This is a genomic window from Pedobacter ghigonis (assembly GCF_903166585.1).
In the GTDB taxonomy this organism is placed as follows: domain Bacteria; phylum Bacteroidota; class Bacteroidia; order Sphingobacteriales; family Sphingobacteriaceae; genus Pedobacter; species Pedobacter ghigonis.
In genome coordinates this window covers 450,662-472,790 of record NZ_CAESCM010000001.1, presented here as the reverse complement: position 1 = coordinate 472,790, position 22,129 = coordinate 450,662, and the positions used below count along the sequence as shown (strand labels likewise).

Sequence of the window (22,129 nt, the reverse complement as noted above, 5' to 3'; positions counted from 1 at the left end):
TACCGAAAGGGATGTTTTAATTGTTCCTTTCGGTAATGGTTTAATGAATTTATAAGATCTCGATTCCTTTTTCCTCGAGCGCTTCAAAAATATGTGCGTTTACTATGCTTTTGGTTAGTTCGGCCTGCGAAATATCTTTACACCAGAAAAATATCCGAACATCGCTGCTGGCCCTGCTCACCGGGCTGATCATAATTACAGGTTCTTTATTCACAAATACATTGGTGTTTTCGATAATTACATTGCGGATCAGGCTGGTTACCTCTGATGAGTTGAAAGGTTTAGCGATAGACAGCAGGATGTCTACTCGCATCTGGTTATTGCTCAAAGTCCAATTGATGATGTTGTTGGAAAGGATAGAACCATTTGGGATAATGATTTCGGCACCTTCATCGCTTAGCAGGGTACTGGATCTTACACCAATTTCTTTTACCCTTCCTTTTTTATTGCTCAGCTCTACCACATCGCCAATGCGGATTGTTTTATCAAAAATAAGGATAATACCTGAAACAAAATTGCTTACAATGTTCTGTAAACCCAATCCAATACCTACACCCAAAGCGCCCAGTATCACCGTGATTTTATCAATTGGCAAACCAGAGGCGGCAACAGCAATTAAAAAGCCACTAATGAGTAAAACCAGGCGGGTAACCAATAACTTGGAGCGTTCGCCTTTGTTATCATCCAATGCATCATCACCCACATCGCCAAAGAAATAGGCAATGTATTTTTGTAAGAAATTGGCAAGCCATATAATGGCTAGAAACAGCACCACGCCGCCCAGGGTGAAAGAGAAACTGCCAACAATTCTCCTTTGGGTAAGCTCGTCGGTAATGGCCGAATAAATACTATTGAAAATATTTAAGTTGGTTGTAAAAATAACAGCCCAGATGATAATAGCGCCTGTTGAGGCAATGCGTTTTAAGCCTGCGGTAACCGGTATCCAGTCAAAAAACTCCGGATAGCCTTTTCTAATCCTGCTGCTTTTCATTTGGAGTAAAAAGGCCTCGACAAACATTTTAGCAAGTACAATCAGCGAAGTGGCATTCAGAAAAGCGCTTACACCGGTGTTGTAAAAAATCTGCGTCAGCGTAAAACGGCCAAAAAGGTTACAAAATGTAGCAATAAAGGCAAATATGATGTAAATAAAGCCTGTTGATAGGAGTAGTTTGTACTTCTTGTATTGTTCTTCGAGTGTGCGCCAAACGATAAGGCCATAGGTGGTGGCTCCGAGGCTTAGTATTAAAAGCAACCAGCGCTGATAGCGCGGAGGCATGCCCAAAATACGGAGGATTACCGGTGCAAAAAGAAACAGCACAAATACACACCATTGGAAGAATAACTTTTTAGGTAGTTTTTTCCGGAATAAAAAGGTAAGGCAAATAGCAAGCAGGATGTGTACCGATTCGATATACAAGGCTGGTGCCCGTAAATCGAATACGGGTGCGAGCGCAAAAAGCATAATTAAAGTAACCAGGTATGGTTTTGGCGAAAGCATGGTAAACTTAAAATCATCCACTGCTTCCAGCCTGTCGCGTTGTTTTAGGCTCCTGAAATTAAAAAATACCCAGCAGAAGAAAACCAGGCAGGTAAACAAGAGTAAAGCACGGCTGCTTCTGGTGTAAACGAAATAGTAGGCAGATATTTGCTGCTCACTATTCATAAACTTTCTGAAACCCATGCCTTTGTTGGCACGTTTATTAACCGATTCCCATAGGTAGCGTCTTTCTTTTCCAAATGCTTTTATGCTAACGGCACTAAGCTGGCTATCGGTAAGGTACATCAGCTCTTTAATGTTAATCAGGTTGGCCGAGGTGCGCGCCTGCTGGTTATTAATAGTTAAGGAAGCGTTTTTAATTAGGCTATCCATTACCACCCGCTTTTTTTTGAGTTCAGCAAACTGTAGCTTAAACATTTCGCGTAAGGCCGGAGTGGTAAATATTTTAACCAGCACCGAATCTCTACGCAGGTTAAGTATTTCTGTTTTTAACTTGCGGAGTTCTTTTTCGTATGCGTCCAAATCGGCCAAACAATCGCGGTTATTGCTTTGAAGTTCTTCCAGCAGGGTTTCGTCCATTTGCAGGTTCTGCAGGTTAAGGTTCCGGTCTGCATTGGTTAGCCGGCTTTTTAAAAGTGCAAGGGCTGCTTCATCCTGCGTGAGATGGGCATCAATTGGCTTAAGCTTGGTAAACGAATTAACGGTAACGGGCACCTTGTTTACCACCTCGAAAACTTTTTCTAATCGAAAGAGATAGTCACTTTTAGTTAATACAGCAGAATCGGCCAGAAAAGCAGTTTCGGGGTTCTTGTCTGCTGGTTTGCCGGTTTGGGCAAAAGCAGAAAAAGAAAGGGCAATGCAGGTCATTACCAGAAAAACAGTGCGCAAATTGGAAGAACTTTTTATAATCATTTTCTTTTAACGAAAGATTTTGTAGCCAAAAGTAAATAATAGAAAATAAAAAAGCGTTCTCCTTTTCGGGGAGAACGCCTGAATGCTAAATTTTAACACCTTACTTTTTAGGCGCATTGGCACCAAACTTTCTCGGATAAAAGGAAAGTGTTACCATAAAATATTGTTGCAATACATTTTTTGTACTTGTAGTGAAGCTGTTTACGCTAGCATAGTTAAATACGCTTCTGTTTTGGCGCAATAAATCGAGTGCCGAAAATTTCACCTCTGCATTATTGCCTTTGGTAAAACGGTACGTGGCATTTGCATTCCAGATCGCAAAATTAATCGTTTCGCCAACCGATGGATTGTTGTTGTTGAAATTGATGTTACTACTGAGCGAAAACTTTTTAGTGAAATTGTAATTTCCGCTGAAGGAAGTAGTTAGCGTAATGTTTTTGTAGGCCGTACCTAAGGCACTTTGTTTAGCTAGACTGGTAACAATGCCTTGTGTGGCTTCGAAGGCTAATTTATCCTTATAGGTGTAAGTGGTTTGCAGGCTGTTGTTAGTAGAAAAGTTGTTCGAAAAATTAAACAAAGTATTGGTGTAAGTTGGGTTTTTGCTAAAATTAAAGGAAGTATTAAAACCCAGTTGCAATTCACTGGTTTTTAGTTTAAACGACTTACGGATATTTCCACTCAGGTTGGCATACCTATTACCATTAGCATTGGTTAAGTAAATCGTTCTCCGGTTTTGCTGGTCGATAAAGGTACTATCTACAATATCATTATCGACTATACCCACCGAGCCATTGACATTAAAGTTCAATGTATTTTTACTTTTCATATCATAATGATAAAAATAGATATTGATCGAACGGTTTAATTCCTCTTTCAGGTTCAGGTTACCCCTCTGCAAATTATATAAGTTGGTACTATCGGTTAAGGGTGCGAGCTGGTAAAGGGTAGGGATATTTACCTGGGTACGATAGCTGAGGTTTAAGCTTTCCTGATAGGTGCCGGTTTGATAGTTTGAGGCACTTACCGAAACAACAGGTACAAAATTGCGATAGGTTCGCCTTAGGTTTTGAAAAGCGCGGTCGGATGTATTGTTCTGATTAATGACTTGCTGCGCTGCGGTAATTTTAATGTTTAGCGATTTGTAATAACGGTTGCTTAGGTTTTTGGAAAACGTTTTGCTTAGCGAGATACCGGGAGTAAAATCGGTAACATTGGTTTTAAGGTTATTGGAAAGGTAATTATTCTGCTGGTAATTCCCGTTCACAAAATCTTCAATAAAATTATGTTCTTCGTTATTAGTCAAAGCCAGTCTACCGGTAATTTCAGCATCAAATCCACTTAGATTGGCATTTCCAAAAAAGATAGATTTAAGATTGGGTAAGCCAATGGATATGTTTTGCGATACATTCTTGCTATCCGTTTGGTATTTCCGATTAAAGTCGCGGTTATTGGCACTGTTTAATAAATCCCTAAATGCCGTGATTTCTGTTCTGTCATTAGTTCGGTCGTTATAGCTTGCATCATAGCTGGCATTAAGCGATTTAAAACGTTGTTTCCAGTTGTTGTAATTCTGATAGTTGTAGCTTGCCCTGATAGTGAAATCGGTATTGGTATAGTTACTTTGCCCCTCGCTGTTGTTGGTACTGGTAAGTTGCCGGGCATTATTTTCCGCACTTCTGGTACTGGAATTGCTATTATCTCCCTTTTCTGTATTGAATGATTCGCTCAAATCTAAGCGGTGGCTTTTTTGGTAATAATTGTAGATTGAATTAAAGCGGTGTCTGTCGCTGGTATTGGATGAGGTAGTATTGCTGTTTGCATAAAGCTGGTTATTATCGGCAATGGTGGTGATGGTTTGCGCATCGCCTATGTTTGATGATTCGAGGTTTTTAAAATAATAATCGGCCGTTAACGAACTTTTATTGTTCCAATCTTTACTGTCGGGCTTAAAATTGTAGGTCATCTGTGCGCCGGCCACATTGCCTTTGTTTAGTCCGGTTTGCCTGAAATCCGATTGGTATTCAACCGAGGTGCCAACACCTTTGTAAGTACTGTTTCTGATCAGGGTATTAATATCGTTGGGGATCTTGTTGATATCATTAGACGCCCCGATGATCGAGAGCTGGAGCTTGGGGGTACTAAAATTTAAATTGCCATCAAACTGGTAATGCTTGTCTGTCCCGTAGCCGGCACTTATTTTTCCGAAGTAGGATCGGTCTTTCCCTTTCTTTAATTTTAGGTTGGCTACCAGGTTGCTATCTAGTGGTTTATCTCTGTCGGCCGTATTGAAAATCTGTATTTTCTCTAAAGCATTTTTGGGGATGTTTTGCAAGGCAATTTTATTGTCGCCACCAAAAAATTGTTTTCCATTAACGGTAAGCTGTTTCACTTCCCGGCCATTAACGGTGATAATACCATCGCCCCAAACGGTTATATTGGGTACTTTTTTCAAAAGGTCTTCTACCGTAGCGTTAGTATCAAGCTTAAAGGCAATGGCATTAATTTCTAAAGTATCGTTATTGTAAGAGATTGGCGGAACAGTAACAGTTACCTCCTGCAAATTCACATCCTGCGGGTTAATGATAACGTTTTTAAGGTCGAGCACAGTCTGTCCTTTTGGAATGGTAATATGCTTTTGAATGGTTTGGTATCCTACATTGCTAATATCCAGCCGGAGTGGTTTATCGATTGGCAGGTTACTAAATTTGAACTCGCCATAATTGTTGCTGAGCTGATAATTGATTACCGTATTATCGGCCTTGTAAATGGAAACTGTCGCTGCTTTAAGTACATAATTGTGCACAGTATCTCTCACGATACCTTTAATCGTACCGGTGGGTGGTGGAGTTGCGGTTTGGGCAAAAGAATAGCCTGTTCCTAAGCAAATAATGCTTAAAAGGAATAAAAAATGAGCGCGCATGATTTTAGATTTGCTTCGGTTTTAAGATGATAATTACAGGATTGCTTTTCCGGTCGCCGGTTTTAAAATACTTTTCAAGCAGGGGAGGGTATTGGGTTGTTTTACCGGCACTACGCTCTTTAAAAGTAAACATCGCCAATGCAGAGTAACTGGTATAAAACTTTTTATCTTCATAGGCTAAGAATCCTCGGTTTTCGAAATCGTAGGCAAAGCCCGAATCAGTTACCGGTAAGAAACTCGAAAGGCTATCTGGCTCTAAATCCTGGAAAGATAACAGCTCAGTTGTCTTGGTGTTGTAAATCAGGCTTTTCTTCTGGTCTTTATCCCAAAAGATGTTGGATAGTTTGAGGTATAGCTGATCGCCAATTAAATAACTGCTGCCAATACCATGAATCATTTTTTTGTTTTTTTCGAAGTATTCGAACCTTTTTTTAACGTAAGCAGGATTGGTGATAAAATCTTTTGGCAGCGTGTTTATGGCCGGAAAAATAAATTTATAAGCCAGTTCCATTTTTTTTGCGTTGAGCTTGTACAAACGGTAATCGTAATACCTGGTGTAAAAAGCCTCATTGTCATTGTATTTGGTTATTGGATCGTCGCCATACCAATCGTCTCTTTCGAAAAACTTATCATCGATTTTAAAATAGCCCACGGTGTCTTTCTTTTTTTTGTCGATGGTAACAAGCGAATATCGGGTACTGTCTTTACCTTTTTTGATATAGGTATAAGGTCTGAGTACAACATCGCTATTTGCGAAAGATAATTTGGGTGAGTAATAATTGAAGTTTTTAACTTTTTTTACAAAACTACCTTCCAGCGTAAAATACTGTACATTGTTTGGTGTATAGACAGCAATATATTCGGTGTTTCCTTCAGTTACCAAGGTAAAACCATGCGTTACCGCTTTTTCTTTATCAGCCTTTTCTGTTTGTAATTTGGCGGCATCGATTTTGGTGAGGTATTTTCCTTCATTGGTGAAAACCAAAACAGCGCGGGTATCGTAATCGTAAATTAAAAATTTGTTACCGGCGATTTTAAGTTCAGCAATATTACCGAACAAACTTTCTTTGGTGGTTTCCAGCGGGACAAATTTAACTTCGTCGAAAATTTGCGAAACCGCTGCTCCGCGTGCACTTTGCGGGTCGATTCGTAAGGTTACAACATGCGAACTGTCGATTACTCCTTCTTGCGAAAAAGCCGTGAGAGAGGAAAGGCAGGTTAGTGCCAGTAAGCATAAGTTATGCTTGAAGCGTTTCATAAGTGTGTTTAGATTTGGTGTGCCGCAATTGCGGTTAACAATAATAACTATAAAATAAGTTATCTACAAGCCGCTGGGTTTAGATTTAACATTTTTTAAGGTTTAAAAAGGTTTGTCTGAATTAATCGATAAAGGCAGGCTAGTTTTCGAGCGCTATCCATAAAAAAAGCGTTCTCCATTTTGAGGAGAACGCTTAAAGTAAACAGCCTGACATCCGCTAGGCAATATTTTGCAGGTACCGGTATACCTCCTCTTTCTTTCGGCTCGAAACAGGTATTTTTTCGCCGTTTTCCATGAGCAGCATTCCTTCGCGGTAATATTTTTTTACATATTGGAAATTAATCAGGTAGGATTGATGGCAACGCAGAAAACCGGAAAATGCGAGCATGTTTTCGTATTCTTTAAGACCTTTTGAAACCACTACTTCGCGTTTATCTTTCAAGCAAAATGTGGTGTAGCCTTTGTCGCTTTTGCAGTAGATGATATCATCCAGATCTACGATCTCAATATACTCGAGGCTTTTCAATGCAATCCTTTTGATGCCTTTAACGCCCTGAGCCAGGTAATGGTCGCGGGCAATTTCCAGTTGTTGCCTATCAAACTGTTCCTGCTCACGTTGGCGCAGGTATTTTCCCAATACTTCACCAAGCGATATTTCATCAACCGGTTTTAACAGGTAGGCAAAGGCTCCCATATTCAGCGCCTGTATGGCGTATTGATCGTAAGCGGTAAGGAAAATAACCTGAAAATCTTCCATTCCGATATCGTTAAACAAACTGAAACTATCGCCATCCTTTAGCCTGATATCAGCCAGGATCACCTCTGGCTTTAGCAAAGGTATTTCGGTAGCTGCCCTGGCTACTTCGCCCGAATGGCCAACAATCTGGAAAGCGCTGAGCTTGTTTACAATCTGTAAAATGTGCTGCATAATGTGCGCCTCATCTTCGAGTATGTAGATTTTCATATGTTTTTGAGCTAATCTTTAACCAACGGTATGTTAATTTTTATCCTTACACCCCGGCCACCCTTATCGCTTTTATCTTCAAGTTCGAAACCTGCCTGCTGGTTGGCCGAATTGAAAAGTACATCGAGCCGTTCTTTTAAAATAACCTGTGCCAGCGATTTTTTTGTTTGTACCGCTGCCTTGGCACTTACCCCACATCCGTTATCATCTACGGTAATCAGTAATTGATTCTGTGCTGTTGCGAAAGTAATGGCCAGATTACCATGATAAGCGATATTCCTGAAGCCATGTTCGATTGCGTTTTCTACAAAAGGTTGTATAAGCATAGGCGGAATCAGAACGTTTTCGAGCTGCAAGTGATTAACAGTGATCTGGTAATCGAACAGACCGGTAAAGCGCATTTGTTGCAGTTGCAGATAATTATGCAATGAGGCTATTTCTTCATCTAATTCAATAAATTCTTTCGTATTCTGTTCGAGTACATTACGCAATAATTTAGAAAAGGTACTCAGGTAACGAACTGCTTCTTTCGAATCGCCAGATGATATGAGCCCCTGCAGATTGGCAATGGCATTAAAAATAAAATGTGGGTTAAGCTGTACCTGCAGTAATTTCTGTTCGATATTTAACCGCTTATTCTCTGAGGCCAGCAGGATATTTCGTCCCTTTAGCCTTTGTTGCCGGTAAATAATAAACAGAAGAGAAAGCACGCCTAAAAACACAAAAAGGGCCAGGGCTAAGGTCCACCTTTGCTGGGTAATGATTTTTTGATACAATTCGTTCCGGCTATTTAGCTCGGTGATGTTCCTGTCTTTTTTTTCTGCCTGATATTTCTCGTGCAGTTCGGCAATTTTTACAGCATCAATGGCCGAAATATCGCGAATTTCCATGCTGTAGGCAGAATCTGCAGCTTCCAGTGCTTCGGCATAGGCACCTTTGTTTTTATAGGCACTAATGAGGCCGTTATAAAACATATTTTTTCTTCTTCCCGATGGGTTCTTTTTTTCGAAGGCAATCCCCTGGCGGTAATAGTAAATGGCAGAATCGGGCATCTGGTTGTGCTCAAAACTGGTGGCCAGGTTATTGAAAGCAATATCATTAAGGTTGTTGGTGCTTTTTAGATAGTTGAAATATATTTTGCTGCTGGCAAGCGATTTCGCAAACTGGCCCTGGCGGTCGTAAATTTGCGCTTCATTATCGTAAGTACGGGCCAGCGCCAGGCTATCGTTAATACTTTTGGCCAGCACACGCGCTTTGTTGTTATAAAAGATCATTTTATTATAATCGTCCATCTTGGTAGCCAGCAAAAACGAAATGTCGAAATACCTTTGCTGAATTACCCGGTGCCTTTTATATGGATGGGTGTTGTAATACCGGGTTGCATAGCCCAATGCTTGTTTTGGATTATCGTTTTGATAATAAACTTTAGCCAGCAAATCATAAAACAGGTAAGTGATTCTGCTTTTTAACTGTTCTGCCTTTTCTATTTTTGCTAAGGTTTGCTTCATTAAGCTGGCATTTATCGCCGCACCGCCATTGGTTTGACTGCTTAAAATGCTGTAATCCATTAATAAATCAGTTTCAGGATTTTTGCCCTTGCTGTCCATAAATTTATAAATAGCCCTGGCGCTGTCCGAATGCTTTTCAAGGATCAGCCTCCTCGCCCTGAAATAATACCCGAATGGAGCATCTGCTTCATTTGGTGAAAAATTTAAAAGGCTGTCTGCCCTGTAAACAGCTTTTTTATATTCGTTTGGAGGCAGGGTATCCATGGCAATAATTTGCCCGAGGAAATCGGTGTTGCCCGTATTTTGTGCCTGGGTATTATTCTGGTTTTGCTGCTTTTTTTCCTGTTTGCAAGCACTGGTAAACAAGAGGGATAAACAGAAAAAGCCAGTTAGAAAGGATTTGATATTTATGGATTTAAATGTTTGTAGCAACTGAAAAAGCATAAGTATAGAGACAATTATTTATTCATTTTTGTGATACCCAGGTCTGGTTTTTAAATATAGCCAAAGCTTTTTTGCCAAAAACAGCTAATGCATATTCACCTGTTTCCGTTCCATATCCGTAGCATTTAGTTTCATATTTGAAATTGGGGCATAAAAAGAGCGTTTTTAACAGATATCAGTGCAAAGGCCACGAATATTGGGATTGATACCTCAAATATAAAATCTCGCTTGTGAGAATTATCACTTCCCTCTAATTTTATTTAACAGGAGTAAGCCAAATGGCTTCTTCGGGTTTAACAACGATCTACTATAAACCCCAAATCGTCAGGGTGAGATGGCGAAAATTATCTATCAATTTTAAATTTTATGATTATGAAAACAAGCAAAAGTTTATTCGAAAAAAGAATCAACTTAAAAGATTGCCAAATTAATGGTGGTAAACTTGGCTACAGCAACCAGGTATCCGTAGCAGAAACAGGAACAAGAGAAAACCCTGATAGTTGCACCGACATTGGTTTTGACCAACCCGGCACTAATGTACCAATAGGTTTCAATCCTACACTAACAGGAAAATAATACCTGCTTATTTTAAAAATTGACACAAAATCAGATCTCTTGAATATCAGTTAGTTTAGCGTTGATGACAAAATATATCAAAGCTATCGAGACCTGAGTTTGAGGGTTTCAGGTTTTTAAAAGCTGTCAATCTAAAATGTATAAAACTTAACCAAAAAGAAAATGAAAAACAGCAACAAATTGTTCGAGAAAAAAATCGAACTAAAGAATAGCCAAATTAGTGGTGGACGTGCTTCAGGCGAGACTTATAAAAACGTAAACCATACCTATACCAATCAACATGGTTGTACGGTAACCAATTCCGAAGTAAGGACCGATGGTAACGTACTGGTTGAAGAATGTTTTTTCACAAACTGCCCATAACCATTCTTAAAAAATTAAAAATATGAAAAACAGTAAAAAATTGCTCGAAAAAAGAATAGCCCTAAATGACAGCCAGGTTAACGGTGGCCGCGCTATGGGCACAAGCGCATTATGTACCCAATATACCTATGGAGATCATTGTGCAGACAAAACAACAACCATGTATAATGATCAGGGCCAAACAATCGGCTATCCTGCTTCTTCATCATGGCAGGTTTAATTCATTAGATTAATTAACCATCGGGCGATAATAAGCTCGATGGTTACATTAAAAACTTAAAGTACAACCCGGAAATCATTACTGCGCAAATAAAAACAATTGGTAAAACATAAGTGGCTGAATAAGCTATAAAAATTATAAAATCGAGTTTCGTGATACTAATATTCTCCATTAACAGCGATTATTCTACCAGTTCTGTAATCAGCTGGCTTATACGGCTCAAAAAGCCTTTTATTAGAATCAATGAGGATACCTTATTTGAACTGCTTTGGCTTACTTCGTCAGATTTTGCCATCGCCATAAATGGGGAAATGGTTTTGGGCAGTCAAATTACCAAAATGTGGTACAGAAGGGGTGGGGTGGATCTTTTTGCTAAATTTAAGAACGCCTTAATTAAAGACTACTTACGTGTTGAGCATACCGCGCTGATAGAATATTTTTATCATAGGCTGGATAAAATTCCTTCGGTAAACAAAATCAAAAACAGCGACATCAACAAACTATATTTAATGGATCTTTGTCGGCACTATGACGTTTTAGCCCCTGAATACTTAGTTACAGGTTGTAAAAACGCAGTTGCTAATTTTTTTGAGCAAAAAAAACAGATTATTTCCAAGCCCATTAGCACACCGTTTTCGTTGCAAGATGAGGATGATTTTTCGCACATGGCCTATACCTCCATGGTTAATCGTGAAGATATTGATACCCTCCCAGAACAATTTGTACCCACTTTTTTTCAACAGGCTATTCCGAAAGCTTATGAGATCAGGGTTTTTTACCTCAATGGCAGATTTTACGCCATGGCCATATTCTCTCAAAACAACAGCAATACCAATATAGATTTCAGAAATTATGATAGAGAAAAACCAAACCGGGTTGCGCCGTATACCTTTGAAAAAACATACGAAAAAAAGTTAAAAAAAATGCTTGATGCATACGGCCTTAACTGTGCGTCGTTTGATGTGATTTATTCTAGTGATGACGCCCAGTATTACTTTTTAGACTTAAATCCTGTTGGCCAATTTGGCATGGTATCAACCCCTTGTAATTACAATTTGGAGAAAGAGATAGCACTGGCACTTTAATTTTTATCAGAAAAGAACCCATGCACATTCACTTGAATTAACCATATCAATAAAACCGATGAAAAAAATAAAAGACCTCATAGCTACCGGACAAGCACCATTGCACATAAAATCATTGGTAAAAAAGCCTAAGCCTACATACCTTATTAAAACAAGGATTTCTAAAATTTACCGTACCAATAGCTTACAGCTTGACCTATACTTTAAATCCCCGATATGATCAAATTATACCTTCGCAACCAACTGTGTATTCCGGTAATTGGGTTTAACAGGGCTATCATTTACGATTTGGGCCGTAAAGACTATCATTTTATTTCAAAAGCGCATTATCATATTTTAAACACCGATGGCTTTATAAATTTTAACAGAATTTCTGATCAATCTGAGCGCAGCGAACTGATTGACTTTCTTTTAGATTTAGAGATTATTTTTGAGGTTGCCTCTACTCAAGAAAAGAAGAGGTTTCCGAAAATATCGAAAGCGTTACATCAGACAAACGAGCTAACACATGCTGTAGTGCATGTTAACATAGGTCATAATTTTGTTGATTTTATTAATCAAAATCACCTTCAAAACTTAAGCATCATTTCGCCGCAAATAAACGATGAACTCATCAATGTGATTGAGTCATTTGTCCATCTGGAAATTGATGGTATATATCTTTATATCGAAAAATTTGATGCAAAGATCCTTGATAAATATGAGGGGAAATTAGCCCGGCAACCGGCCATATTTTCAGTTAATATTTTTGGGGTAGATAAGCCGCAAACAAAGCTGAAAGATAATATTTACTATAATTTTTTTACTGAAAATTTGGAGCGTTACCAACAGCTGCTAACTGTAGATAAATTGTTTGTAAATCAGGATTTTTTTCTGGAAGCTTATAACAAACACTCGTATTACAACGGGAAAATATATATTGACCAAAGCGGCAATATTAAAAACGGCCTTAATAACCTACAAAGTTTTGGCAATATTAATTCAATGAGTTTTGATGAATTTCATCAAACAATTAATAGCAAACCATTTTTGGAGCTTGGAAACCTCAATAAGAAACAAATTCTTGTTTGCCAGCATTGCGAATTTAGGTATATGTGTACCGATACACGTGTACCTCAAAAAGAAGCTGAACATTGGTTTCATCATTTTGAATGTGTTTATAATCCTTACATCTCTAAATGGAATAATGAAGAAGGTTATCTCAATTTAAAAGATTCGGGAATAACTGTTTCTGCATCTGGCTGTACAATAAATAAGGATAAATTATCCAAAACCTTTAACAAAATCTGGTCAGAATAGAATGAAAAATTTTCCGTTCTACAAACAACCCGACTCTAAAGACTGTGGTCCAACCTGTCTGCGTATTATTAGCAAATACTACGGGCAGAATATTCCCTTGCAGCAAATCCGCGATCTGGCAGAAACCACACGGGAAGGAAGTGGTTTGCAGGGTTTAAGCAATGCAGCAGAAAACTTAGGCTTCAGGACTTTAGGTGTTCAAATCGATTTCAATACCTTAACAGCCGAAGTTCCTTTGCCATGCATGGTGCACTGGAACAAAAACCATTTTGTTGTGGTTTACAAAATTGATAAGGTTGGAAAGGTTTACGTGTCAGACCCTGCACATGGTTTGATTACTTACACTAAAACAGAATTTATTAAAAGCTGGATAGGCGAAAATGCCAGGGAAGATACAGAAGAAGGCATTGCGCTTGTTTTAGAAACTACCCCGGCTTTTTTTAAAGATGAATTTAACGAATCAGAAAAGAAAACCAGTTTTTCTTTCCTTTCCAAATATCTTTTTAAGTATAAATCGCTGATTTTTCAATTGGCAATTGGTCTGCTGGCTGGCAGTTTATTGTCGCTGGTTTTCCCTTTTCTTACCCAGAGCATTGTAGATGTGGGTATTCAAAACCAGGACCTCAATTTTATTTACCTGATTTTGCTGGCACAGGTAATGCTCTTTATTGGCAAAACAGGCATTGAAGTTATTCGCAGCTGGATTTTATTGCATCTTTCTACCCGGATAAACATATCCATTATCTCCGATTTTTTTATCAAGCTAATGAAACTGCCGATCAGTTTCTTTGATACCAGAATGACCGGGGATATTATGCAGCGCATTAACGATCACCACCGCATTGAGCAACTGTTAACCAATTCATCGCTCAATACGCTCTTCTCGCTGGTTAATCTGATCATTTTTAGTATTGTATTGCTGTGCTACGACTACCGCTTGTTTTTGGTTTACCTAACTGGCGCGATAGTGTACATAGTGTGGATCAGCTTTTTCCTGAAGAAAAGAAAAGAACTGGATTACAAAAGGTTTTCGCAGGTTTCGCAAGAGCAGAGCAAGGTAATTGAGCTCATTAATGGCATGCAGGAAATAAAAATGCATAATGCCGAAAGGCAAAAACGCTGGGGTTGGGAATTTTTGCAGGTGAAGCTGTTCAAAGTGCAGATTAAATCACTTTCCTTAGAACAGTGGCAATCGGTAGGTGGGAACTTTATCAATCAGATGAAAGATATCCTGGTGAGCTTTCTTGCAGCCAAACTGGTGTTAACTGGAAACCTAACGCTGGGTATGATGCTTTCAGTTCAATACATTATCGGACAACTGAATAGCCCACTCATGCAACTCATTGAATTTATTAAACAGAGTCAGGATGCCAAAATTTCTTTAGAACGATTAGGTGAAATTCACGATAAAGAAGATGAGGATAGCCATGAAGAACAGTATGTAACTGAAATTCCGCAAAACGATATAGCGCTTAACAATGTGTCGTTCAGGTACACTGGTTCTGATGCTTTTGTGTTCGAAAACCTGAACCTCTCCATTCCATATCAGAAAACAACAGCCATAGTGGGTGCCAGTGGTAGCGGGAAAACTACGCTGTTAAAATTATTGATGAAGTTTTACGATCCGAATACCGGTGAGGTGAAAATCGGTAATACCGATATGAAAAATATCTCCTCGAGGCTTTGGCGCGACCACTGCGGGGTAGTAATGCAAGAAGGGTATGTATTTAACGATACTATTGCCAATAACATCGCTATTGGTGAAGAAACCGTGGATAAACAAAAACTAAGGAAGGCAATTGAGATTGCCAACATTAAAGATTTTATTGAAAGTTTGCCTTTAAGTTATAATACCAAAATTGGTAACGAAGGGGTAGGCATTAGTGGTGGCCAGAAACAAAGGCTGTTTATTGCAAGGGCAGTTTATAAATCGCCCGATTTTATTTTCTTCGATGAAGCGACCAGTGCGCTCGATGCCAACAATGAAAAAATCATTATCGAAAACCTGGAGCAGTTTTTTAAAGGGAAAACAGCAATCGTTATTGCTCATCGTTTATCGACAGTAAAACATGCCGATAAAATTGTGGTGCTGGATAAAGGAAAGGTTGTTGAAGAAGGTAACCATGCAGCCTTGGTGGCTAAAAAAGGGGAATATTACAGGCTAATTAAAAACCAGCTCGAACTTGGGAACTAAGAAAGATATATTAGACAATATAGAACTGCGCTCAGAAAGCGTGCAGGATGTTCTATCACAGCCACCCCATTGGATGTTCCGTTGGGGAAATGCGATTATTTTTGGGGCAATTTTAATGGGGCTGCTGATGAGCTATTTTATTAAATATCCCGAATTTGTGCCGGCCCCAATTGTAGTTACTTCGCAAAACCCGCCTGAAAAGCTACAAGCCAGAACTGATGCTAAAATCGAGAAAGTATTTGTGAGCAACCACCAAAAGGTAAAGAAAGGCGAGGTGCTGCTGGTTTTGCAATCGACCGCAAACTACCTCGATTTGCTTGAACTTAAAAAAATAGCCGATTCAATTTCGCAGGATCAGTTATCTTCTTTCCCGATTAATAAAATCTCGAAACTAAAATTGGGCGAACTCCAGGCCGATTACAATGCATTTGCCAAAGCCTTTCAGGATGAGCAATTATTTAGCCGGCTGCGGCCTTATGCTCCCGAAAATATCGCCACCGATCAGAATATTTCGGCCTACAGAAGCAGGATAACCAACTTAAAGCAACAAAAAGAGCTCGAGCTGGCCAAACACGAACTGGTAAAGAAAAGCTATCAGCGTGCGCAGAAACTTTTTGGCCTGAGTGTAATTTCGGCAACTGAGCTCGAAACTGAAAAAATTAAATTCTTACAGGCGCAGCAAAGCCTTGAAGCCATAAATATTTCACTTTCGCAAACCGAAGAGGGCATTGCAAACCTTAACAAAACAAAAAGCGGTGCCACAATTAATGCTGAAAAAGACAAGATTAATTTTGCCTCGCAAACCTTACAGTTATTTGAGCAGTTAAGGAAATCGCTGCGACAATGGGAACAAGATTACCTCATTATTTCTTCTACCGATGGTGTAGTCAGTTTTCAACAGTTTTGGGGAGAAAACCAGTTTATTAAAAGGGGAGATGCAGTTTTATCTGTTTTGCCCGATAATAAGCAGGCCCTGGTTGGCAGGATGTCGGTTCCTGCCGGCAATTCCGGAAAAATTAGCCCTGGTGAAAAGGTTTTAATCAAATTGGACAACTACCGTTACCAGGAATATGGAATTGTAGAAGGAAGGGTGCAAAATATAGCTTTCGCACCTGATGACAAAGGAAATTATTATGTTGATGTTACGCTTCCCAAAGGCTTAAAAACTTCTTACCACAGAAACCTTGCTTTTGATAAAGAACTTAAAGGCAATGCCGAAATTGTAACACAGGATTTAAGATTGATAGAAAGGATTTTTTACCAGATGCGGAAGTTATTAAGATACCAGGGAGATTAAAGTGGAATCATTTGTTTTTTCTTCGCCACAACCACATTAAAAAGCCGGTTACAGGGAGCGATGCGGCAATTAATCCGGCAATAAAAACGATTATTTTTCCCCATATTCCGATTACAGTTCCGGTATGCAAATCGTAGTTTAAGCTTTTAATCTGATCACTTAGCGGCAGGGTTTCAAAGGTTTTTCCCTGTAGCAGCAGTTTACCGCTATAACGGTCGAAACGGTATTGTATGCGCTGATGTATTTTGCCGGGATGGAGGTAAGCCGATACATTTACGGTACCACTTTTGGCAGCCGGAATATTGTAAAGGTAATACGCTGCGGTCTTATTAAATGAAACAACTTTCGATAAGATCTGGTTATTTGATGCCGCTATCATGGTTTTTGTTGTATCGGAGGTTAGCTTTGTTTTTTTTTCTGCAACCAGATCAAAGGACCACATCAGTCCGGTGAGTGCGATAATCAGCAATACAATAAAAGCATAAAAGCCGAAAACCTGGTGCAAATCATAGTTTAAACGTTTCTTTTTGGCATTCCATTTTACTTTAAACTTCGCCTTCAACGCATTTGCTTTCCATTTGGTGGGCCACCAAAGTACAATGCCGGATAACAACAGGAAAACAAAACAAATAACCGACCAGCGGATGATAAAATGACCAGCTTTATCCCCCAGTAAAAGCGTTCTGTGCAGCGATAAAACAACGTTGAAAAATTCCCGGTTGGCATCCTCATGAAAAACTACACGGGCTGTGTAAGGGTCTACATAAACTTTCTCGAAATATACGCCCGATTTTAACGACCTGAACATGTAGCTGCGGTTCGGGGCGGTTTGAATTTCTACCCTGGAGATCTTTTTCTTGCTGCCCAGTTTGGCCTGCCCTACTTTAAGCAGTTCATCAAAAGATTTTGGCTTCGCACCTGCCGGCACCTCAACATACAGGCGCTGCTGGTAAAGTATTTCTTTTAGCTCATCAGAAAAGGCATATATAGCGCCGGTAATGCCTAAAATAAACACCACCAGCCCGGAGCAGAGTCCGAGCCAGAGGTGTAATTGATAGAGCGCTTTTTTAAAATTTGTACGAAACATTGGCGACAAAAGCTCGTGGCATTTGGGCAGTTAAGGTGCCCTGGCCTGTAAAATATAATTGATTGCTCAGGTTATCAACCTTAATTCCCAGACGGTATTTCCCCGTATCATAGAAAGCGGTAGCATTCATCATCACGTATGATGGAAGCGTGAATATGCCTGTTGCCAACGCATTTGAAGTAAGGTGATCGCCCACATAATTGGTGCCCAGGCCAAGTCCAAGGCCTTTGAGGTTACCATTTGGTAGTTTATAACTAATCCAGCTGTTAATCAGTGTTGCAGGTCCTGCCGATGCTGGCCTTCTTCCCTCCAGTGCAGCCGTAGCTTTGGTAAGCTTACTGTCGTTGTAGCTATATCCGGCAATAATATTTAAACCTGGCAGTGGGTTGGTAATCAGTTCAAGTTCTACACCTTTACTGCGCTGGGTTCCGTTTTGTACGGTGATGTTATAATTAACTCCGTTAACCAATAAATCTTCAGTGCGCGTCAGGTTTTCAACCGTTATGTGGTACAGACTGGCGGTAAGACTTAGTTTTCCGTTAAAAAGATCGGCTTTTACACCACCTTCAAACTGGTTGGCATGTTGTGGTTTAAAAGTGCCTGAAACACCTGCGCCTTCGGGCTGGGTTACCGGGGCAACGTTGGCAAAGCCGTTCATGTAATTTCCAAATACCGATACCTGATCTTTAATAACGTGGTAAACCAGTCCCAGTTTTGGCGAAACAGCTGTTTGCATGTACTGGCTGTTTACTACAATGGTATTGGTAGCCTGATTTAAAGTCCCTTTATTTTGAAAACGATCTACACGTAAGCTTAACATGGCCAGTAAACGATCTGTAATGTTCAATACATCAGAAGCGTAAACGCTGTAGATATAGCTCTTGTTGACGTTTTTAGTCGGTGCTGCGGTACTTGCTGCAAGTTTAGCCTCAACAGCCGATTTAGAAATTTTCACATAGTTGGGATCTGATGGATTCAGTCCGCTTACATTATCGAATACGATGTAGGGCGAATTGTTGTTGTTGATGGTTTGACTCAGGTAATCCAGTCCAACTACCAACCTGTTTCTTAATCCCAATACCTTAAAATCGCCAATAAAATTCTGCTGAATATCGCTTGCGGTATTTGTAGAATTTTGAAGGCTGATATTGCGTTCCAGCATTTCATCGCTGGTTGCGCCTCTAATAAACTGGTATTGGTAGAAACCATCTGATTTTCGGGAGTTGTTCGAATAGATGGTTTGCGAGCGCCAGTTTTCAGAGATTTTATAATTGGCCTGCGCCTTAATATTTACCGTTGGGTTTTTCATGGTCAGGTCGTTAGCTGAATAAGACCTTTTCCAGTCAAAATTTAGTTCTTCTGGTGTAGTGGCAATAAATTTTCGTACGCGGTTTAAAAAGATTACCGATGGACTGGTGGCCTCGGTTTGTAAAAATCCGGCATTCAGGCTAAGGGTTAACCTTTCATTTGCACGGTATTCAACCGATGGGGCAAAAAATGTTGATCTTCTGAAACCTGCATCCTGGAAACTGCCCTGGTATTGATAAGCGGCATTCATTCTGAACAAAAGCTTAGATCCTTTTTTGGCTGGGCCGTAAACATCGGCAGTTAACCTGTTCAATCCGAAACTACCGGTTAGATAATTAATCTCTCCGCCTGCTGTATCGATAGGTTTTTTGGTTACAATGTTAATCAATCCACCGAAAGAAATAACAGCTCCACCGAAAAGGGTTCCAGACGGCCCTTTAATCAGCTCTACCCGCTCAATGTTGGAAGGGTCGATTTCGCCATTGGTTTGTGCCGGGAGTCCATCTACTAAGGATGCTTCGGTTCTAAAACCGCGCATGCTGTAATAAGAAGCACCATCGGTATTGATACCGCGAGATCCCTGGATTTTATACACACCTGGCGAGTTTTTAAGTGCGTAACTAAAATCGGTAATCATCTGCTCGTTTAAAAGGGTTTTTGGAATAGTGGTATAAACCTGCGGATTATCGAGATTAGCTAAAGGCATTTTAGCTGCTGTGGTTGTCTTTTTTACCGAAAAACGGTTGGTTTCACCACCATTAATTACCACTTCATCCAGCTGCGAATTGCTTTCCCTTAAGGTGAAGTTTTCTCTCAGGTTGGCATCGCCCTCAACAGTAATTTCTTTCGACTGGCTTTCCAGTCCGATATAACTTACCGATAAGGTATGCCGGCCAGCCGGAACGTCCTTTATGCGGTAGTTACCATCTGCATCAACAACGGTATTACGCGTGCGATCGATGCTAACGGTTACGAACTGCGCGGGCTTGCCTTCGGCTGTAGTTACTTTTCCCCTCACTTCTCCTCTAAGCTGGATTTTGATGGTAATATCCTTTCCGCTGGCGGTAAAAGCTAAACCACTTTTCTTCGAAAGTTCGGTTAATATTTCTGAAACGCTATTGGCCGATGGACTTAAAGTAACCGTTTTATCAAGCTCAGTGCTTAAACCGCTGTAAATAAAGTTGAGTCCTGCTTTTTTTTCGAGTTGTTCCAATACCGCTTTAACTTTTAATGTTCTCGGACTAATGGTTACTGGTGTATTTTGGGCGTAACCTGTATTAAAGAGTAAACAACACAGTAAAAGGGCACAGCCTGCTAGAATAGGCTTAAAATTCATAAATTTGTAATTGATCATTGATTGTGAGAATTGATGGTAATATTAACTATCGGGGTGTTGGCGCACTTCCGGTAGTTTGTTGTTTCGATTTTATTTATAGATTTCAATATATTTTCCTGCATTTCTAAAGCGGTAATCTGAGGCCCGTTGTATCAGTTGTAAAACCTGGCTAACGCTTTGCTTTTCGAACTTGCCGCTAATGGGATCATTGAGTGTGCAGCTCACTTTAAAACGAAAGCCATACCTGTTTTCGAGGGTTTCCAATACCTGTGGCATAGGCGTATTGTTGAATTTAATCACTCCCGATTTCCAAGCTGTAACAGCATTTGTATCTATTTTGGCCACCTCGCTAGTACGCTGCTGCGTTTTGTTGAACAAAAGACGCTCGCCGGGTAAAAGGATAGTTGCCGAACTGCTCCTGGCTTTGAAACTGATTTTCCCTTGTGTAAGGGTAACCTCCATTAATGCTGCAGACTTTAGATTGCGTATATTGAAGCGTGTCCCCAATACCTTAATTTCACTATTGGCACTTTTTACCAAAAAAGGTTTTGAGGCATCGTGCTTAACCGCAAAAAATACTTCGCCCGAAAGCAGGGTTACAGGGCGGGTTTTTCCAGTAAATTTGCTGGGGTAGGCAATACGGCTTCCAGGTTGAAGCTCAATTTTGCTACTATCGGGTAAGGTGATTAAAGTTGGCTGCCCGAAAGGGGCGTTAAAAACAATGTTTTGTGGAAGAGGTTGGGTTCTTTTGAATAGCAGGAAACCCAATGCAAGTACAGTAGCCGCGGCAACAGAACTATACATTAGCCAGGTTAGCCGAAACTTTTTGGCGCGGGGCTCCATTTTTGCCTCAATAGCAGAAAGGATCTCTTGTTTTGCATGCTCCTGTTCGAGAGTTAAGGCTTCGGGGAAATCTTCCCGTTCTAGCCAGGCTTCTACCTGTATGCGCTCTAAAGGAGTACATTTTCCCTGGGTGTACCTTTCCAGTAGCTCGCCATTAATATCTTCCATACTAATAACTACCATGAAAGCCATGGTACCCTACGCAAAAAGTGAAAAATATTTTATTCAGTAAAAAATCAGGCCGGATGGAGGGTGCCTTTTAACTCTTTTAAAGCTCTTGAAATATGTTTTTCTACCGTTTTTACGGCAATGCCCATTTCGTCGGCAATTTGTTTGTAAGTGAGGTTTTGCTCACGGCTGAGCATAAAAATGCTTTTCGAAGGTTCTTCAAGCTTGTCGATCATTACCTCAAGCTGTAAAGCAAGTTCCTTGTTCAGTAATATCGATTCGGGGTTGTAGCGACTCATTTCTGTATGGTTGCTATAGTTTGTATCGTTAATTTCCTCGAGGTTCTTTTTGTTTCTGAAGTGGTTTAAGATCTGATATCTGGTAGAGCGGGCAAGGTATTTGGTTGCTTCCAACTCATTCTCAAAAACCATTCCCCTAGTCCAGATAGAAAGAAATATATCCTGACAAATGTCTTTCGCTGCTGACTCGTTACCACACATGGCTAGCGCAAGGCCATATACTTTGGCCCAATGAAGATTAAAGAAACCTACAAATTCGCGATGATTCATGCCTAGATAAGGATATGTTGCAAATATAATCTTATTTAGACTTGTTACAAATAGTGAATTGAATTTGTTGTGCAGAAAAATCAGTAACGCTTATGAAGAATATAGCTGGATTAAAGATTTAAGGGCTGCAGGTTACAAAGGATATTTTAGAAATACTAATTGGAAATTTGATGGACATAAATTGGAATAGTAACTAGTTTATTTACCTTCTGGAGGTAAAACCACATTTTACACGTATTTAAATGGAGCAGTACTGGCAATTGCCATAATTTTTATTATG

General features: G+C 39.8%; 16 protein-coding genes. 7 read left to right on the top strand and 9 right to left on the bottom strand.

Annotated features, from left to right (window positions below; all coding sequences use genetic code 11):
* Nucleotides 1-49: 49 nt before the first annotated feature.
* The 5 genes from HWV58_RS02005 to HWV58_RS01985 all read right to left on the bottom strand — a co-directional run bounded on the left by HWV58_RS02005 (nucleotide 50) and on the right by HWV58_RS01985 (nucleotide 9,426).
* Entirely contained in the window at nucleotides 50-2,410 is a 2,361-nt protein-coding gene (locus HWV58_RS02005; protein ID WP_175632456.1) for a mechanosensitive ion channel domain-containing protein, read from the bottom strand.
* Between the two features lie 100 nt (nucleotides 2,411-2,510).
* Complete coding sequence (locus HWV58_RS02000; protein WP_175632455.1) at nucleotides 2,511-5,330, bottom strand: carboxypeptidase regulatory-like domain-containing protein; 2,820 nt, start codon at nucleotides 5,328-5,330, stop codon at nucleotides 2,511-2,513.
* Nucleotides 5,331-5,334: 4 nt separating this feature from the next.
* Nucleotides 5,335-6,588, bottom strand: a complete 1,254-nt coding sequence (locus HWV58_RS01995; protein ID WP_175632454.1) for a 6-bladed beta-propeller — start codon at nucleotides 6,586-6,588, stop codon at nucleotides 5,335-5,337.
* A gap of 217 nt (nucleotides 6,589-6,805) precedes the next feature.
* Nucleotides 6,806-7,552, bottom strand: a complete 747-nt coding sequence (locus HWV58_RS01990; RefSeq protein WP_175632453.1) for a LytR/AlgR family response regulator transcription factor — start codon at nucleotides 7,550-7,552, stop codon at nucleotides 6,806-6,808.
* An 11-nt stretch (nucleotides 7,553-7,563) separates the two neighbouring features.
* Entirely contained in the window at nucleotides 7,564-9,426 is a 1,863-nt protein-coding gene (locus HWV58_RS01985; protein ID WP_235972621.1) for a histidine kinase, read from the bottom strand.
* Nucleotides 9,427-9,876: 450 nt separating this feature from the next.
* On the opposite strand from HWV58_RS01985, the gene HWV58_RS01980 reads away from it, so the two are divergent.
* The 7 genes from HWV58_RS01980 to HWV58_RS01950 all read left to right on the top strand — a co-directional run bounded on the left by HWV58_RS01980 (nucleotide 9,877) and on the right by HWV58_RS01950 (nucleotide 16,538).
* Complete coding sequence (locus HWV58_RS01980; RefSeq protein WP_175632451.1) at nucleotides 9,877-10,080, top strand: hypothetical protein; 204 nt, start codon at nucleotides 9,877-9,879, stop codon at nucleotides 10,078-10,080.
* Between the two features lie 162 nt (nucleotides 10,081-10,242).
* Entirely contained in the window at nucleotides 10,243-10,443 is a 201-nt protein-coding gene (locus tag HWV58_RS01975; protein WP_175632450.1) for a hypothetical protein, read from the top strand.
* Nucleotides 10,444-10,465: 22 nt separating this feature from the next.
* Nucleotides 10,466-10,663 (top strand): hypothetical protein, encoded by a 198-nt coding sequence (locus tag HWV58_RS01970; RefSeq protein ID WP_175632449.1) that lies wholly within the window; start codon nucleotides 10,466-10,468, stop codon nucleotides 10,661-10,663.
* A gap of 152 nt (nucleotides 10,664-10,815) precedes the next feature.
* Complete coding sequence (gene gwsG, locus HWV58_RS01965; RefSeq protein ID WP_175632448.1) at nucleotides 10,816-11,748, top strand: grasp-with-spasm system ATP-grasp peptide maturase; 933 nt, start codon at nucleotides 10,816-10,818, stop codon at nucleotides 11,746-11,748.
* Between the two features lie 216 nt (nucleotides 11,749-11,964).
* The gene (locus tag HWV58_RS01960; RefSeq protein WP_175632447.1) at nucleotides 11,965-13,047 is read left to right on the top strand and encodes a hypothetical protein; all 1,083 of its coding nucleotides are present in this window, start codon (nucleotides 11,965-11,967) and stop codon (nucleotides 13,045-13,047) included.
* A 1-nt stretch (nucleotide 13,048) separates the two neighbouring features.
* Complete coding sequence (locus tag HWV58_RS01955; protein ID WP_175632446.1) at nucleotides 13,049-15,241, top strand: peptidase domain-containing ABC transporter; 2,193 nt, start codon at nucleotides 13,049-13,051, stop codon at nucleotides 15,239-15,241.
* Nucleotides 15,231-16,538 (top strand): HlyD family secretion protein, encoded by a 1,308-nt coding sequence (locus tag HWV58_RS01950; RefSeq protein ID WP_175632445.1) that lies wholly within the window; start codon nucleotides 15,231-15,233, stop codon nucleotides 16,536-16,538. Before HWV58_RS01955 ends, HWV58_RS01950 begins: the two co-directional genes overlap by 11 nt.
* A 7-nt stretch (nucleotides 16,539-16,545) precedes the next feature.
* Here the strand turns inward: HWV58_RS01950 and HWV58_RS01945 are convergent, their stop codons facing one another.
* The 4 genes from HWV58_RS01945 to HWV58_RS01930 all read right to left on the bottom strand — a co-directional run bounded on the left by HWV58_RS01945 (nucleotide 16,546) and on the right by HWV58_RS01930 (nucleotide 21,849).
* Nucleotides 16,546-17,625: a PepSY-associated TM helix domain-containing protein gene (locus HWV58_RS01945; RefSeq protein WP_175632444.1), complete on the bottom strand. Its 1,080-nt coding sequence runs from the start codon at nucleotides 17,623-17,625 to the stop codon at nucleotides 16,546-16,548.
* Nucleotides 17,606-20,269, bottom strand: coding sequence for a TonB-dependent receptor (locus tag HWV58_RS01940; protein WP_175632443.1), 2,664 nt, complete (start codon nucleotides 20,267-20,269; stop codon nucleotides 17,606-17,608). Before HWV58_RS01940 ends, HWV58_RS01945 begins: the two co-directional genes overlap by 20 nt.
* Nucleotides 20,270-20,359: 90 nt before the next feature.
* Nucleotides 20,360-21,280: a FecR family protein gene (locus tag HWV58_RS01935; RefSeq protein ID WP_175632442.1), complete on the bottom strand. Its 921-nt coding sequence runs from the start codon at nucleotides 21,278-21,280 to the stop codon at nucleotides 20,360-20,362.
* Nucleotides 21,281-21,348: 68 nt separating this feature from the next.
* Nucleotides 21,349-21,849, bottom strand: coding sequence for an RNA polymerase sigma factor (locus HWV58_RS01930; protein WP_175632441.1), 501 nt, complete (start codon nucleotides 21,847-21,849; stop codon nucleotides 21,349-21,351).
* Nucleotides 21,850-22,129: the final 280 nt, after the last annotated feature.

Bases quoted from the DNA above. Each gene is read 5' to 3' on its own strand.
- HWV58_RS02005 (WP_175632456.1), bottom strand. From the start codon at position 2,410: ATGATTATAAAAAGTTCTTCCAATTTGCGCACTGTTTTTCTGGTAATG.
- HWV58_RS02000 (WP_175632455.1), bottom strand. From the start codon at position 5,330: ATGCGCGCTCATTTTTTATTCCTTTTAAGCATTATTTGCTTAGGAACA.
- HWV58_RS01995 (WP_175632454.1), bottom strand. From the start codon at position 6,588: ATGAAACGCTTCAAGCATAACTTATGCTTACTGGCACTAACCTGCCTT.
- HWV58_RS01990 (WP_175632453.1), bottom strand. From the start codon at position 7,552: ATGAAAATCTACATACTCGAAGATGAGGCGCACATTATGCAGCACATT.
- HWV58_RS01980 (WP_175632451.1), top strand. From the start codon at position 9,877: ATGAAAACAAGCAAAAGTTTATTCGAAAAAAGAATCAACTTAAAAGAT.
- HWV58_RS01975 (WP_175632450.1), top strand. From the start codon at position 10,243: ATGAAAAACAGCAACAAATTGTTCGAGAAAAAAATCGAACTAAAGAAT.
- HWV58_RS01970 (WP_175632449.1), top strand. From the start codon at position 10,466: ATGAAAAACAGTAAAAAATTGCTCGAAAAAAGAATAGCCCTAAATGAC.
- HWV58_RS01960 (WP_175632447.1), top strand. From the start codon at position 11,965: ATGATCAAATTATACCTTCGCAACCAACTGTGTATTCCGGTAATTGGG.
- HWV58_RS01955 (WP_175632446.1), top strand. From the start codon at position 13,049: ATGAAAAATTTTCCGTTCTACAAACAACCCGACTCTAAAGACTGTGGT.
- HWV58_RS01945 (WP_175632444.1), bottom strand. From the start codon at position 17,625: ATGTTTCGTACAAATTTTAAAAAAGCGCTCTATCAATTACACCTCTGG.
- HWV58_RS01940 (WP_175632443.1), bottom strand. From the start codon at position 20,269: ATGAATTTTAAGCCTATTCTAGCAGGCTGTGCCCTTTTACTGTGTTGT.
- HWV58_RS01935 (WP_175632442.1), bottom strand. From the start codon at position 21,280: ATGGAAGATATTAATGGCGAGCTACTGGAAAGGTACACCCAGGGAAAA.
- HWV58_RS01930 (WP_175632441.1), bottom strand. From the start codon at position 21,849: ATGAATCATCGCGAATTTGTAGGTTTCTTTAATCTTCATTGGGCCAAA.